The 14,769-nt window shown below is 58.5% G+C and carries 16 protein-coding genes; 4 read left to right on the top strand and 12 right to left on the bottom strand.

Annotated features, from left to right (window positions below):
- Positions 1 to 5: 5 nt before the first annotated feature.
- The 4 genes from lspA to murJ form a co-directional block, all read right to left on the bottom strand.
- Entirely contained in the window at positions 6 to 518 is a 513-nt protein-coding gene (lspA, locus tag F8N85_RS09050) for a signal peptidase II (RefSeq protein ID WP_150803291.1), read from the bottom strand.
- Positions 511 to 3,342: an isoleucine--tRNA ligase gene (ileS, locus tag F8N85_RS09045; protein ID WP_150803290.1), complete on the bottom strand. Its 2,832-nt coding sequence runs from the start codon at positions 3,340 to 3,342 to the stop codon at positions 511 to 513. The genes lspA and ileS overlap by 8 nt, the downstream gene beginning before the upstream one ends.
- A 13-nt stretch (positions 3,343 to 3,355) precedes the next feature.
- Positions 3,356 to 4,294 (bottom strand): bifunctional riboflavin kinase/FAD synthetase, encoded by a 939-nt coding sequence (gene ribF / locus F8N85_RS09040; protein ID WP_191636143.1) that lies wholly within the window; start codon positions 4,292 to 4,294, stop codon positions 3,356 to 3,358.
- A gap of 128 nt (positions 4,295 to 4,422) precedes the next feature.
- Entirely contained in the window at positions 4,423 to 5,961 is a 1,539-nt protein-coding gene (gene murJ, locus F8N85_RS09035; protein WP_150803288.1) for a murein biosynthesis integral membrane protein MurJ, read from the bottom strand.
- 252 nt (positions 5,962 to 6,213) lie between these two features.
- On the opposite strand from murJ, the gene rpsT reads away from it, so the two are divergent.
- Positions 6,214 to 6,492 (top strand): 30S ribosomal protein S20, encoded by a 279-nt coding sequence (gene rpsT, locus F8N85_RS09025; RefSeq protein WP_029292043.1) that lies wholly within the window; start codon positions 6,214 to 6,216, stop codon positions 6,490 to 6,492.
- Between the two features lie 185 nt (positions 6,493 to 6,677).
- Here the strand turns inward: rpsT and F8N85_RS09020 are convergent, their stop codons facing one another.
- From F8N85_RS09020 to rplU, 5 genes are all read right to left on the bottom strand, one after another.
- On the bottom strand, positions 6,678 to 7,142 hold the full coding sequence (locus F8N85_RS09020; RefSeq protein WP_150803287.1) for a CreA family protein: 465 nt from the start codon (positions 7,140 to 7,142) through the stop codon (positions 6,678 to 6,680).
- 10 nt (positions 7,143 to 7,152) lie between these two features.
- Positions 7,153 to 8,271: a glutamate 5-kinase gene (gene proB / locus F8N85_RS09015; RefSeq protein WP_150803286.1), complete on the bottom strand. Its 1,119-nt coding sequence runs from the start codon at positions 8,269 to 8,271 to the stop codon at positions 7,153 to 7,155.
- Positions 8,272 to 8,510: 239 nt separating this feature from the next.
- The gene (gene cgtA, locus F8N85_RS09010) at positions 8,511 to 9,734 is read right to left on the bottom strand and encodes an Obg family GTPase CgtA (RefSeq protein WP_150641121.1); all 1,224 of its coding nucleotides are present in this window, start codon (positions 9,732 to 9,734) and stop codon (positions 8,511 to 8,513) included.
- Between the two features lie 194 nt (positions 9,735 to 9,928).
- Positions 9,929 to 10,204, bottom strand: a complete 276-nt coding sequence (gene rpmA / locus F8N85_RS09005) for a 50S ribosomal protein L27 (RefSeq protein WP_150641122.1) — start codon at positions 10,202 to 10,204, stop codon at positions 9,929 to 9,931.
- Between the two features lie 35 nt (positions 10,205 to 10,239).
- Positions 10,240 to 10,554: a 50S ribosomal protein L21 gene (rplU, locus tag F8N85_RS09000; protein WP_003443915.1), complete on the bottom strand. Its 315-nt coding sequence runs from the start codon at positions 10,552 to 10,554 to the stop codon at positions 10,240 to 10,242.
- A gap of 241 nt (positions 10,555 to 10,795) precedes the next feature.
- Between rplU and F8N85_RS08995 the strand changes: the two genes are divergently transcribed.
- The 3 genes from F8N85_RS08995 to F8N85_RS08985 all read left to right on the top strand — a co-directional run bounded on the left by F8N85_RS08995 (position 10,796) and on the right by F8N85_RS08985 (position 12,755).
- Positions 10,796 to 11,764 (top strand): polyprenyl synthetase family protein, encoded by a 969-nt coding sequence (locus tag F8N85_RS08995; protein WP_150803285.1) that lies wholly within the window; start codon positions 10,796 to 10,798, stop codon positions 11,762 to 11,764.
- A 196-nt stretch (positions 11,765 to 11,960) separates the two neighbouring features.
- On the top strand, positions 11,961 to 12,305 hold the full coding sequence (locus F8N85_RS08990; protein WP_150803284.1) for a zinc ribbon domain-containing protein YjdM: 345 nt from the start codon (positions 11,961 to 11,963) through the stop codon (positions 12,303 to 12,305).
- A 192-nt stretch (positions 12,306 to 12,497) separates the two neighbouring features.
- Positions 12,498 to 12,755: a hypothetical protein gene (locus F8N85_RS08985; RefSeq protein WP_150803283.1), complete on the top strand. Its 258-nt coding sequence runs from the start codon at positions 12,498 to 12,500 to the stop codon at positions 12,753 to 12,755.
- A 134-nt stretch (positions 12,756 to 12,889) separates the two neighbouring features.
- Here the strand turns inward: F8N85_RS08985 and F8N85_RS08975 are convergent, their stop codons facing one another.
- From F8N85_RS08975 to F8N85_RS08965, 3 genes are all read right to left on the bottom strand, one after another.
- Entirely contained in the window at positions 12,890 to 13,507 is a 618-nt protein-coding gene (locus F8N85_RS08975; protein ID WP_150803281.1) for an FKBP-type peptidyl-prolyl cis-trans isomerase, read from the bottom strand.
- A gap of 131 nt (positions 13,508 to 13,638) precedes the next feature.
- Positions 13,639 to 13,941 carry a DUF6482 family protein gene (locus F8N85_RS08970; RefSeq protein WP_150803280.1) on the bottom strand — a complete coding sequence of 101 codons (303 nt, stop codon included), beginning with the start codon at positions 13,939 to 13,941 and terminating at the stop codon, positions 13,639 to 13,641.
- A 268-nt stretch (positions 13,942 to 14,209) separates the two neighbouring features.
- Positions 14,210 to 14,698, bottom strand: a complete 489-nt coding sequence (locus F8N85_RS08965) for a TIGR00645 family protein (RefSeq protein ID WP_150803279.1) — start codon at positions 14,696 to 14,698, stop codon at positions 14,210 to 14,212.
- Positions 14,699 to 14,769: the final 71 nt, after the last annotated feature.

The following is a 14,769-nucleotide window of genomic DNA, read 5'->3' as shown; positions in this document are numbered from 1 at the left end:
ACTGCTCAGTCATGAACGGCTTCTCCGGTTTTCTTGCTCTTGAACATATCCAGCGCCAGCATCACTGCGCCAACGCTGATGGCGCTGTCGGCAACGTTGAACGCCGGGAAATACCAGCGGTTCTGCCAATGCACCAGAATAAAATCGATCACATGGCCCAGGGCAATGCGGTCGTACAGGTTACCCAAGGCACCACCGAGCACCAACGCCAGCGCGACCGCCAGCCAGGTTTCGTTGCGTCCCAGACGCTTGAGCCAAACCACCAGCACGGCGCTGACCACGATCGCGATCAGGGCAAACAGCCAGCGCTGCCAGCCGGAGCTGCCAGCCAGGAAGCTGAACGCCGCGCCGGTGTTGTAGGCCAGGGTCCAGCTGAAGTAGTCCGGGATCACCACGATTTGCTGGTACATCGCCAGCGAGCCTTCGAAGTAGAACTTGCTGGCCTGGTCAATGACCAGTACCAGCATGCTCAACCAGAGCCAGCTCAGCCGTCCGAAACGGCTAGCAGGGTTAGGCATAGTGACGAACCTCGCCGGCACCGCTGATGTTGTCGACACAACGACCGCAGATTTCCGGATGCTCAGGGTTCACGCCAACGTCTTCACGGCAGTGCCAGCAACGTGCGCACTTGGCGAACGCGGACTTGACCACTTTGAGCTTGAGGCCAGCCACTTCGGTTTGCACCGCATCGGCCGGTGCTTGCGCAAATGGCGCAACGCTGGCAGTCGAGGTGATCAGCACGAAGCGCAGTTCGTTGCTCAGCTTGGCCAGATCGGCACTCAGCGCTTCCTCGGCGAACAGCGTCACTTCGGCTTGCAGGTTGCCACCGACGGCCTTGGCCGCGCGCTGGATTTCCATTTCCTTGTTGACTGCGACCTTGACCGCCATGATCCGCTCCCAGTAGGCGCGGTCCAGCTCGATGCCTTCCGGCAGTTCGCTGAGGCCTTCGTACCAGGTGTTGAGCATGACCGATTCGTTGCGCTCGCCCGGCAGGTACTGCCACAGCTCGTCTGCGGTGAAGGCCAGAATCGGGGCGATCCAGCGCACCAGTGCTTCGGAGATGTGGAACAACGCGGTCTGGCAGGAGCGCCGGGCCTTGCTGTCGGTGCCCGTGGTGTACTGACGGTCCTTGATGATATCCAGGTAGAAACCGCCCAGCTCCTGCACGCAGAAGTTGTGGACCTTGGAATAGACGTTCCAGAAACGGTACTCACCGTAGTGCTCTTGCAATTCACGTTGCAGCAGCAAGGTGCGATCCACGGCCCAACGGTCCAGCGCGAGCATTTCTTCGGCTGGCAGGATGTCGGTGGCCGGGTTGAAACCGCTCAGGTTCGACAGCAGGAAGCGCGCGGTGTTGCGGATCCGCCGGTAGGCGTCCGCACTGCGCTGCAGGATCTGCTCGGAAACTGCGATTTCGCCCGAGTAATCGGTGGAAGCTACCCACAGACGCATAATGTCGGCGCCCAGGGTGTCGTTGACCTTCTGCGGCGCGATCACGTTGCCCAGGGACTTGGACATCTTGCGACCGCTCTCGTCGACGGTGAAACCGTGGGTCAGCAACTCGCGGTACGGCGCGTGGTTGTCGATGGCGCAACCGGTCAGCAGCGACGAGTGGAACCAGCCGCGATGCTGGTCGGAACCTTCCAGGTACAGGTCGGCACGCGGGCCGGTCTCGTGGCCGATGGAATGCGAACCGCGCAGCACGTGCCAGTGAGTGGTACCCGAGTCGAACCAGACGTCGAGGGTGTCGCTGATCTTGTCGTAGAGCGGCGCTTCTTCACCGAGCAACTCGGCCGCGTCCATCTTGAACCAGGCTTCGATGCCTTCGACTTCAACGCGCTTGGCAACTTCTTCCATCAGCTCGACGGTACGCGGGTGCAGTTCACCGCTTTCCTTGTTCAGGAAGAACGGGATCGGCACGCCCCAGTTACGCTGGCGGGAGATACACCAGTCCGGACGGTTGGCGATCATCGAATGCAGACGCGCCTGGCCCCAGGCCGGAATGAATGCGGTTTCTTCGATGGCCTTGATCGCACGCTTGCGCAGGGTCTCGCCGGTCGCCGGTTGTTTGTCCATGCCGACGAACCACTGCGCGGTGGCGCGGTAGATCAGCGGAGTCTTGTGGCGCCAGCAGTGCATGTAGCTGTGGCTAATGGTTTCGGTGTGCAGCAGCGCACCGACCTCAGCGAGCTTGTCGACGATGGCCGGGTTGGCCTTCCAGATGAACTGGCCGCCGAAGAACTCCAACGAAGGCGCATACACGCCATTGCTTTGCACTGGAACGAGGATGTCGTCGTTGACCATGCCATACCGCTTGCAGGTCACGAAGTCGTCTTCACCATAGGCCGGTGCGGAGTGGACCACCCCGGTGCCGGCGCCCAGTTCGACGTAGTCGGCCAGGTAAACCGGCGACAGACGATCGTAGAACGGATGACGGAAATTGATCAGCTCCAGCGCCGCGCCCGCAGCGGTGGCAATCACCGAACCTTCCAGGTTGTAGCGAGCCAGGCAGGATTCGACCAGCTCTTCAGCCAACACCAGCAGCTTGTCGCCGACATCGACCAGGGCGTAGTTGAACTCCGGGTGAACGTTCAGCGCCTGGTTGGCCGGGATGGTCCACGGGGTGGTGGTCCAGATCACGATCGAGGCCGGTTTGCTCAACATAGCCAGGCCGAAAGCGGTCGCCAATTGGGCTTCGTCAGCAATCGGGAAGGCGACATCGATGGTCGAGGATTTTTTGTCCTGGTATTCGACTTCGGCTTCAGCCAGCGCAGAGCCGCAATCGAAGCACCAGTTCACAGGCTTGAGACCCTTGAACACGAAACCGCCCTTGACCATTTCCGCCAGGGCACGGATTTCGCCGGCCTCGTTGGCAAAGTCCATGGTCTTGTACGGATTGGCGAAGTCACCCAGCACGCCGAGGCGGATGAATTCGGACTTCTGTCCTTCGATCTGCTCGGTGGCGTAGGCACGGCACAGCTCACGGGTTTCGTCAGCCGACAGGCCTTTGCCGTGGGTCACTTCGATCTTGTGTTCGATCGGCAGGCCATGGCAATCCCAGCCCGGAACATAGGGCGCGTCGAATCCCGAAAGGGTTTTCGAGCGGATGATCATGTCCTTGAGAATCTTGTTCAGCGCATGACCGATGTGAATGGTGCCGTTGGCGTACGGAGGACCGTCGTGCAGTACGAACTTCGGACGATCCTTACCAATCTCACGCAACTTCTGGTACAGGCCAATGCTGTCCCAGCGCTGCAGAATCTGCGGTTCGCGCTGAGGCAGGCCGGCCTTCATTGGGAAGGCGGTGTCCGGAAGGTTTAGCGTGGCTTTATAGTCGGTCATTTATGGCTCTTCATTAGCGATTTGCGCTAGGTGCGGCATGGGCACGGGCGGCGGCGACATCCGCATTGATCGCCGTCTTCAGCGCCTCCAGAGAGGCGAAACGCTGCTCTTCGCGCAGCTTGTGGTGGAAAACCACCGTCACACGCCGGTCATACAGATCGCCGGCAAAATCTAGAATATGCACTTCCAGGTGGGCCTTGCCATCACCTTGGACCGTTGGCCGAACGCCGATATTGGCGACGCCTGGCCAGGTCTTGCCGTCGATGTCGACACTCACCAGGTAAACCCCGGTCAGCGGCACGCGACGGCGCTTGAGTTGTATGTTGGCCGTCGGCGTACCCAATTGGCGCGCCAGCTTCTGGCCATGCAACACCCGCCCGGCAATGCGGAACGGACGACCGAGCAAACGTTCGGCCAAAGCGAAATCGGCAGCGGCCAGGGCATTGCGGACCTGGGTGCTACTGACGCGAATACCGTCCAGCTCGACGGTCTGCGCTGCTTCGACAGTGAAGCCCTGGGCGACTCCGGCCTGTTGCAGGAAGTCGAAATCACCGACCCGGTCGCACCCGAAACGGAAGTCGTCACCGACCTCCAGATGCTGCACGCCCAGGCCATCGACCAGGATGGTGTCGACGAATTCAGCGGCGCTGAGCTTGCTCAAGCGCTGGTTGAAGGCCAGGCACAAGACCCGGTCGACCCCCTCTTCCGCCAGCAATTGCAGCTTGTCACGCAAGCGTGCCAAGCGGGCTGGCGCCGTGTCCGGGGCGAAAAATTCACGGGGCTGCGGCTCGAAAATCACCACGCAGCTGGGCACGCCCAACTCGAGCGCACGCTCACGCAGTCGGGCCAGGATCGCCTGGTGACCACGGTGAACACCGTCAAAGTTGCCAATAGTGGCGACACAGCCCCGATGCTGGGGGCGCAGATTGTGGAGGCCTCGAACCAGCTGCATAACGCGCTTCTTGCTCATAAAGTGGTCGATTATAACCACACCCGGCGGCTGACGACAGGCAACACCGTAACCAAAGTGATCGAACCGACAAAACCGACGCTTTATCAGGGATTATCTTCAATCCGTCGTCAACTCAGCGCCTTGCGATTGAAATCTTTCAAACGGAAACCCATCAGCGCCAGCATACCGAAATACGCCACGATGCCCGCTGCGACCAAAGCCCCCAGACGCAGGAAACGCTCGAGCATGTGGCCCTGCTCCCATGCTGGCATCAGGTGCATCAAACCCAACAATACCGCGGACATCACCACCACCGCGACCAGCAGTTTCAGGCTGAATTTACCCCAGCCCGGCTGCGGCTGATACATCTGCTGCTTGCGCAGCTGGTAAAACAGGAGGCTCGCGTTGATGCAGGCGCCAATACTGATGGCCAGGGCCAGACCCGCGTGCTGCAGGGGACCGATCAACACCAGGTTGAACAGTTGCGTGACGACCAGGGTGAAAATCGCGATTTTTACCGGTGTCCGGATGTTCTGCTGCGCATAGAAGCCCGGAGCCAGCACCTTGATCACAATGATCCCGAGCAGACCCACCGAATAAGCGATCAATGCCCGTTGCGTCATGGTCGCATCAAAGGCGCTGAATTGGCCGTACTGGAACAGCGAAACGGTCAGCGGTTCGGCCAGTATTCCCAGCGCCAGCGAGCACGGCAGCACCAGCATGAAACACAGGCGCAGGCCCCAGTCGAGAATTCGCGAGTATTCGTGGCGATCGTTGCTCGCGTAGGTCCGGGCCAGTGTTGGCAGCAGAATGGTCCCCAGCGCTACACCGAGCACGCCAGATGGCAGCTCCATCAATCGGTCGGCGTAATACATCCAGGACACCGAGCCGGCCACCAGAAACGAAGCAAATATGGTGTTGATAATCAGCGAAATCTGGCTGACCGACACCCCGAGAATCGCCGGCAGCATCTGCTTCATCACCCGCCAGACTCCGCTATCGCGCAGATTCAGGCGTGGCAGCACGAGCATGCCGATTTTCCTCAGGTGCGGCAGCTGGTAGAGCAATTGCGCCAGACCGCCTACCAGCACCGCCCAGCCCAGCGCCATGACGGGCGGATCGAAGTAAGGCGTCAGGAATAGAGCAAAGATAATCATGCTGACGTTGAGCAAGGTCGGCACGAAGGCAGGAACAGAGAAGCGGTTCCAGGTATTGAGGATCGCCCCCGCCAGCGAAGACAGGGAGATCAGTAATATATAGGGGAACGTCACCCGCAGCAGGTCGGAAGTCAGCGCGAATTTTTCCGGCGTATCGGCAAACCCCGGCGCGGTCGCCCAGATCACCCAGGGCGCGGCCAGTATCCCGGCGATCGTGACCAGTGCCAGGACCAGTGTCAGCAACCCTGAAACGTAGGCGATAAAAGTTCGCGTTGCCTCATCACCCTGCTGGCTTTTGTATTCCGCCAGAATCGGTACGAAAGCCTGGGAAAAAGCCCCCTCAGCGAAGATCCGGCGTAGCAGATTGGGCAATTTAAACGCAATAAAGAACGCATCCGTAGCCATCCCGGCGCCAAATGTGCGCGCGATAATGGTGTCACGCACAAACCCCAGAACCCGGGAAAGCATCGTGATAGAGCTGACGGCGGCCAACGACTTGAGCAGATTCATTGAAAGAGTTTTAGCCTGTAGATAAAGAGCAGGCGAACTAAGCGCCCACATATGCGATACTCCGCGCCGCAGCAGCACAGAGCCAAAGCTCGCGAGTTTACAGGTCAAGCGCCGGAAATAAATATCCGCCTCTTTTAGATCGACCACTCAGCGGAACGCATCACCCGCCCTTGACAAGACTTCATCTCATCGGCATGATTCGCGGCCTATTTTGTTTGCTATTTCCCAAAAAGTCTTTCGAGGAGCTCGACGGTGGCCAACACACCTTCCGCCAAAAAACGTGCAAAACAGGCTGAGAAGCGTCGCAGCCACAACGCCAGCCTGCGTTCCATGGTTCGTACCTACATCAAGAATGTAGTTAAGGCCATTGACGCAAAAGACGCTGAAAAAGCACAAGCTGCTTACGTTCTGGCCGTGCCAGTTATCGACCGTATGGCCGATAAAGGCATCATCCACAAGAACAAAGCTGCTCGCCATAAAGGCCGTTTGAATGGCCACATCAAGGCTCTGAACCTTGCTGTAGCAGCCTAAGCGACACGCTTTGTTAAAAAACCGACCTCCGGGTCGGTTTTTTATTGCCTGCGATTTAATGGCTCCGCGCAAAAAAATGTGGGAGCGAGCTTGCTCGCGATGACTGACTAACATTCAACATCTATGTCGACTGTAATGCAGCTATCGCGAGCAGGCTCGCTCCCACAATTTGGATCTTCGCTAAATTATTGGGCGTGCGCCCACGGCAGGATCGGGATCGCAGTGACCGCATTCTGCGGGCTGCCTTCGATCAAGCGGTCGCTGTAGACCAAATACACCAGGGTATTGCGTTTCTTGTCGAGGAAGCGCACCACCTGCATGGTCTTGAACACCAGCGAGGTGCGCTCCTTGAACACCTCATCACCATCCTTGAGCTCACCCTTGAAGCTGATGGGCCCGACCTGACGACAGGCAATGGAGGCCTCGGCACGATCCTCGGCCAGCCCCAGACCACCCTTCACGCCGCCGGTCTTGGCCCGCGAGAGGTAACAAGTCACGCCCTCGACCTTGGGGTCATCAAACGCCTCAACGACGATGCGGTCATTCGGGCCGACGAATTTGAACACCGTAGACACCTGGCCAATCTCCTCGGCCGAGGCCAGCAGTGGCAGCGCCAACAGCAGACCCAACAATCCTTTTGCTACACGCATTCAACTTTCCTCAAACCAGGATCAGGTTATCCCGGTGAACCAGTTCCGGCTCAGCCATATAACCCAACAGACCGACAATCGCCTCTGACGACTGACCGATGATCTTTTGCGCTTCCAGAGCACTGTAGTTGGCCAGGCCACGGGCGATTTCACGACCATCCGGGGCCACGCAGACCACCATTTCGCCACGCCGGAAACTGCCCTGGACCAACTTCACCCCGACCGGCAGCAAACTTTTGTTGCCCTGAGACAGCGCCGAAACCGCGCCAGCATCCAGCACCAGGGTGCCGCGAGTCTGCAAATGCCCGGCCAGCCACTGCTTGCGCGCCGCCAGCATGCCGCGCTCAGGCGACAACAGGGTGCCAATGCGCTCGCCAGCCTTCAGCCGATCCAACACACGCTCCAGACGCCCGCCCACGATGATCGTGTGCGCACCGGAACGCGCAGCCAGCCGTGCCGCACGCAGCTTGGTCTGCATGCCGCCACGACCAAGCGCACCACCCGTGCCGCCAGCCACGGCATCCAGCGCCGGATCATCGGCGCGAGCTTCGTAAATCAGCTTGGCATTGGGGTTGTTGCGCGGGTCCGCATCGAACATGCCGTCGCGATCGGTGAGAATCACTAACAGATCCGCCTCGACCAGGTTCGCCACCAACGCCGCCAGGGTGTCGTTATCGCCAAAACGGATCTCGTCGGTCACCACGGTGTCGTTTTCGTTGATGACCGGGATTACCTTGAGCTCAACCAGCGCACGCAAGGTGCTGCGGGCATTGAGGTAGCGCTTGCGATCGGACAGGTCGTCATGGGTCAGGAGGATTTGCGCCGTGTGCCGGCCATGTTCGGCAAAACTCGACTCCCAGGCCTGCACCAGGCCCATCTGCCCAATCGCCGCCGCGGCCTGCAACTCGTGCATGGCACTCGGTCGTGCAGTCCAGCCCAAGCGGCTCATGCCCGCCGCAACCGCACCGGAGGAAACCAGCACCAGCTCGACGCCCGCCTCATGCAGGGCCACCATCTGCTCGACCCAGACACCCATTGCCGCGCGATCCAGACCCTTGCCGTCCGCCGTCAGCAACGCGCTGCCAATCTTCACGACCCAGCGCCGCGCACCTGCCACCTTGCTCCGCATTTTATTCAACCTTGGCTTGGGAGCAGCGCGACCGAGCGCTGCCCATGACATTATTCGTATTCTTGCGTTTTGCAGATACCAAAACGCCGCTCAATGAGCGGCGCCTTGGAAACTGGCGTGCGGACGATGATAACACCGCGCCCGGCCAGATTGATTGCTTCGCGAAGGAGCCTCAGTGCACACCAGCAATCTTCAATACCCTAAAAGATCGCAGCCTACGGCAGCTCCTACACAATGAATCAGTCGCGGACGTAAATGATTTCCGGACCGTCTTCATCATCCACATCTTCTTCATCCCAATCATCGTCGCCGATGTCATGGACCGACTTGACGCCGCTGCGACGCAGGGCACGCTGGTCGTCCAGAGCCTGCAATTGGGCACGGGCTTCGTCTTCGATTCGCTGATCGAGATCCGCCAGCTCTTCCTTGTAAGCCGGGTCGTTAGCCAGGCGATCAGCACGATCTTCCATGTAACGCATGATGTCGTGACACAGACGCTCGGTGCCTTGCTTGGCGATGGCCGAGATCACGTAGACCGGACCGGTCCACTCCAGACGATCGACGATTTCCTTGACCCGAGCGTCGTGCTCTTCCTCAAGGATCTGGTCGCACTTGTTCAACACCAGCCAACGATCACGCTCAGCCAGGGACGGGCTGAACTTGGTGAGCTCGCTGACGATCACTTCGGCAGCGTCTGGCGCACTGGCGTCATCCAGCGGCGCCATGTCGACAAGGTGCAGCAGCAGACGGGTACGCGACAAGTGCTTGAGGAAACGAATCCCCAGGCCCGCACCGTCGGAAGCACCTTCGATCAGACCCGGAATGTCCGCGACCACGAAGCTTTTCCAGCGATCGACGCTGACCACACCCAGGTTTGGCACCAGGGTGGTGAACGGATAATCGGCAACCTTTGGCTTGGCCGCCGAGACCGAACGGATAAAGGTACTTTTGCCAGCATTCGGCAAGCCCAGCAGACCGACGTCCGCCAACACCTTCATTTCCAGCTTGAGGTCACGCGCCTCACCCGGCTTACCCGGAGTGGTCTGGCGCGGAGCACGGTTGGTACTGGATTTGAAACGCGTATTGCCCAGACCATGCCAGCCGCCATGAGCCACCAGTAGACGCTGGCCAGCCTTGGTCAGGTCGCCAATGATTTCCTGGGTCGCAGAGTCAATCACGGTAGTGCCGACCGGAACTCGCAACACCAGCTCTTCACCTTTTTTACCGGTGCAGTCGGTGCTGCCGCCGTTGGCGCCGCGCTCGGCATCGAAGTGCCGGGTGTAGCGATAGTCCACCAGGGTGTTGAGGTTTTCGTCGGCGATCATGTAGACCGAGCCGCCATCACCACCATCACCACCGTTCGGACCACCGTTCTCGATGAATTTTTCCCGACGGAAACTCATACAGCCATTGCCGCCATCACCGGCCTTTACTCGAATCGAAACTTCATCAACAAACTTCATTACAAAACGCCTCTCGCCGCACGGGCGAGCTGAAAAACACTAAGACATAAGACTCTTGCAAAAATGAGCGCAGCGACCTCAATCAACGACCGCAAAATCCAGCGCTGGCAGCCCATACAAACAGTTTTGCAAGAGACTCACCCCACAAACGAAAAAGCCCCGTCGCAAGACAGGGCTTTTCCAGCATTACGCAATTACGCCGCGACGACTTCAGTCTTCGGGACGATGCTTACGTAACGGCGACCGAAGGCGCCTTTAACCTGGAACTTGATCACGCCTTCGATTTTAGCGAAAAGGGTGTGATCCTTGCCCATGCCAACACCGTAACCGGCGTGGAATTGGGTGCCGCGCTGACGCACGATGATGTTGCCCGGAATGATAACCTGGCCGCCATACATCTTCACGCCAAGGCGTTTGGCTTCTGAGTCGCGACCGTTACGGGTACTACCACCAGCTTTTTTGTGTGCCATGAGTTCAATTCTCCTAGTGAGGAATTAGGCTGAAATTAAGCCTGAATACCGGTGATTTTGATCTCGGTGTACCACTGGCGGTGGCCCATACGCTTCATGTGGTGCTTACGGCGACGGAACTTGATGATGCGGATTTTATCGTGACGACCTTGGGAAATCACTTCAGCAACAACGGTAGCGCCAGGAACAACTGGGGCACCGATATTCACGTCGTCGCCATTGGCAACCAACAGAACGCGATCAAAAGTAACGGATTCGCCGGTAGCGATTTCCAGTTTCTCGATCTTCAGGTATTCACCTGGGGCGACCTTGTATTGCTTGCCACCAGTAACGATTACTGCATAAGACATGGTATTTCTCCGATAATCCTGCTCACCCAGCTCTTTATAAGAAGAGGTATTGGCTGGCATGGCTGCATGAGGCTGGAACGGCCCAAATGCAATTGCGTAAGGCAGGTGCTGCCCAGGAAGTTCAGGGTGCGCGATTGTACGCAAGCTGCATTGACGATGCAAGTGCCTGAGCATAGCGCCTTGACACCTGCTGACCTGAGTCCTAGCATGCCGCGCAACCCTTCTGGAGCAACTGTCGCTGATGCAACCCCAAGCTTTCTACCGCGCGGTGGCGGACGATTTCCACGCCGTCGACGGCATCATCAAGAAGCAGCTGACTTCCCGAGTGCCGCTGGTATCGAAAATCGGCGACTACATTACCTCGGCCGGTGGCAAACGCCTGCGTCCATTACTCGTGCTGCTGTGTGGCAAAGCCCTGGGTCGCGAAGGCGATGACATGCGCCTGCTCGCCGCGACCATCGAGTTCCTGCACACGGCCACCCTGCTGCACGACGACGTGGTCGACATGTCCGGCATGCGCCGTGGCCGCTCGACCGCCAACGCCATGTGGGGCAACGCCCCAAGCGTGCTGGTCGGCGACTTCCTGTATTCGCGTTCCTTCGAGATGATGGTCGAACTGGGCTCGATGCCAGTGATGAAGATCCTCTCGCAAGCCACGCGAATTATCGCTGAAGGCGAAGTGTTGCAGCTGTCCAAGGTTCGTGACGCCAGTACCACCGAAGAAACCTACATGGAAGTCATCCGCGGCAAGACCGCGATGCTTTTCGAGGCTTCGACCCACAGTGCTGCGGCCCTGGCCGGCGCCACACCGGAACAGAGCGAGGCCCTGCGCACCTTTGGTGATCACCTGGGTGTAGCTTTCCAGCTGGTTGATGATTTGCTGGATTACCGTGGCGACGCAGAAACCCTGGGCAAGAACGTCGGAGACGATCTGGCCGAAGGCAAACCGACCCTGCCGCTGATCTACACCATGCGCGAAGGGACCCCGGAGCAAGCCGCACTGGTGCGTCAGGCGATCCAGAAAGGTGGCATCGAAGACCTCGAAAGCATCCGCGCCGCCGTGGAAGCCTCGGGATCTCTGGATTACACCGCCCGACTGGCCCGCGATTACGTGGCCCGCGCGATTGCCTGCCTCGACACCCTGCCCCCCAGCGAGTATCGCGATGCGCTGGTGGAGTTGAGTGAGTTTGCGGTCGCACGCACGCATTAATCTCAAAGCAAGATCAAAAAATCGCAGCCTGCGGCAGCTCCTACAGGATTTACGTACACCGATTGTTCGCCGGTGTACGACCCTGGCGGAACTGCCGCTGGCTGCGATCTTTTTTTGGCCAGCACCACCCAACCCTCCCCCCGCAAAAACCCTATATAATGTGCGCTTTTAGCCATCCTGAATCCAAGGAGCCTTAGTGAGCACGTTGCCACCCTGCCCAAAATGCAATTCCGAATACACCTACGAAGACGGTGCTCAGTTGATCTGCCCGGAATGCGCCCATGAGTGGACCGCCGGCGGTGAAGCCGAGGTTGTGTCCGATGATTCCGTCAAGAAAGACTCGGTCGGTAACGTCCTGCAAGATGGCGATACCATCACTGTAATCAAGGACCTCAAGGTCAAGGGCACCTCGCTGGTGGTTAAAGTCGGCACCAAGGTCAAGAACATCCGCCTGTGCGATGGCGACCACGACATCGACTGCAAGATCGACGGCATCGGCCCGATGAAGCTCAAATCCGAGTTCGTCAGAAAGGTCGTCTGAACCTGCTGCCTCCATCCCGTGCCCTGTGCGGGATGGCCCTTGCTCTAATACTCCCCGCGCATCAACAGCAAAACGCCAGCCCTTTTGCCTGACAACAATACCCACACAAAAAAACCAAGAAATAGCCAATAGACGCTTGCTATTATTTGAATAAGAATTATTCTCATTGAACCTTCAGCGGAGATGAGAACGATGACTTACTTGATAGATGCCTGGCTGGACCGCCCACATCCTTACCTGCGGATCCTGCATCGGGAAACCGGAGAAGTCTGTGCGGTATTGGAAGAAGAAGCCTTGAATGAGCTACAGGACCAGGGCGACCTGGACGTCAGCGGCCTGAGTTCCAGCGAGCCGATGGTGCTCAAGGAAATGGTGCGCAACCTGTTTCTGTTCTGCTATGCCCGAGCGTTGCGCCCGGCAGGGGATCTGAATACCAGGTTCCAGATATGAGAATCACTGCAAAAAACTGTGGGAGCGAGCTTGCTCGCGATGAGGCCGGCACATTCAACAGTGATGTTGACTGACAAACCGCTATCGCGAGCAAGCTCGCTCCTACAGGGCCCACATTCACATTGAATCAGGTCTTACAGAACGTCGAGCAGTTCGACGTCGAATACCAGTACGCTGTGCGGCGGGATGCTGCCCACGCCTTGCGCGCCGTAAGCCAGCTCGCTCGGCACGTACAGACGCCATTTGCTACCGGCGTTCATCAGTTGCAGGGCTTCGGTCCAGCCAGCGATCACGCCGCCAACCGGAAATTCTGCAGGCTGCCCACGATCGTAGGAGCTGTCGAACACAGTGCCGTCGATCAGCGTGCCGTGGTAGTGAGTACGCACGCTGTCTTCGCGCGATGGCTTGGCGCCTTCACCGGCGGTCAGCACTTCGAATTGCAGGCCGGAAGCCAGAGTGGTGATGCCGTCACGCTTGGCGTTTTCAGCCAGGAACTCCAGACCAGCACCAGCAGCCGCTTCAGCCTTGGCAGCCGCTTCGGCTTGCATGATTTCACGGATTACCTTGAAGCTGGCGGACATCTCTTCCTGACCAACACGGCTTTCCTTGCCGGCGAAGGCGTCGGTCAGGCCAGCCAGGATCGCGTCCAGGTTAACGCCCGGTGGTGGGTTGTCGCGCAGTTGGTCGCCCAGCTGACGGCCAATGCCGTAGCTGACGCGGGTTTCGTCGGTGGACAGATTTACTTCGGACATAACACTGCTCCGCTGTGCGGACGGCTCGGAAACTTGCCGTGCGTGCACAGCTCATTCCGGAGCGCCCGGAACCAAAAGGGCGAGCAGACTAGCACACAAGTCGGGCGGGTGATGAGCACCCGTGCGCCCGATCAGGAAGTACCGGAAGCGATTGGCACCCGCAAGGTTTCCTCGGTGCTGGACGACATCCCGCACATTTCATCATGAACCGAGGTGTGAATCAGATTGAATGGCAGCTTCGGAAAAGCATGCAGCACTTCTCGGGCATGCTCCACCGAGCGCACATGCATCATCTGGCCATGGGTGTCGCTCAATGGAAAGGCCGCGCCGTGCATCCGCGCCTCAATCAGGTAGATACCGCCTTCGAGAGAGATCAGGTTGATCTCGTCGACCTTCCCGGCAACGGCATAGGCATTCAACTCTTGCAGATTCATGAGCGCACCTCGCGCAATTCAAGCCCAAGACAGTTACAGGCATATGCCTCGCCGTGTAAAAGTACAAGCCAGAAACGCCGCCGCCCGTCCGTTTCACCACGACCCTGTGGCGAGCGAGCCTGTTGTGGCGAGCGAGCTTGCTCGCGCCGGCCGATCCGCGCCCGGGTGCAGCAGTCGTAAACCGGCTGATGGGTTCTACCTGACAAAGCGCGGTTGCAGGTTTTAGGGCCGCTTCGCGGCCCAGCGGGAGCAAGCTCCTCGCCACATGTCAGTGCTTGGTCAGCTTGTCCAGGTAACCCATGGCAAAGGCCGAGATTACGAAGGTCATGTGAATGATCACGAACCACTTCAAGTGCTCGGGATCGATATTCTTCGCGTCCATGAATACGCGAAGCAGGTGGATGGACGAAATCGCCACGATCGAGGCAGCCACCTTCATTTTCAATGAAGAGGAGTCCATCGTGCCCAGCCAGTTGAGCTTTTCCTTGTTCTCATCGATGTCGAGCTGGGAAACGAAGTTCTCGTAACCGGAGATCATCACCATCACCAGCAGACCGCCGACCAGCGCCATGTCAATCAACGACAACAGCACCAGAATCAACTCCGACTCGACCATCGAGAATACGTTAGGGATAACGTGAAAGACTTCCTGGAAGAACTTCAGCGCCAGCGCCAGCAAACCCAGGGACAGACCGAAGTAGATCGGCGCCAGCAGCCAGCGCGAGGCGTACATTGCATTTTCGATAAAACGTTCCATTGAATCTCACAAGGTCTGGAAATGGCGGCGAGTATAACAGCCGGGCAAAAACCCATAAACCGCTGGAAAAT

Origin of the sequence: Pseudomonas fluorescens (assembly GCF_902497875.1) — a bacterium.
In the GTDB taxonomy this organism is placed as follows: domain Bacteria; phylum Pseudomonadota; class Gammaproteobacteria; order Pseudomonadales; family Pseudomonadaceae; genus Aquipseudomonas; species Aquipseudomonas fluorescens_BR.
Note: the sequence above shows the minus strand (reverse complement) of the source record. Positions and strands in the feature narration are given on the sequence as shown.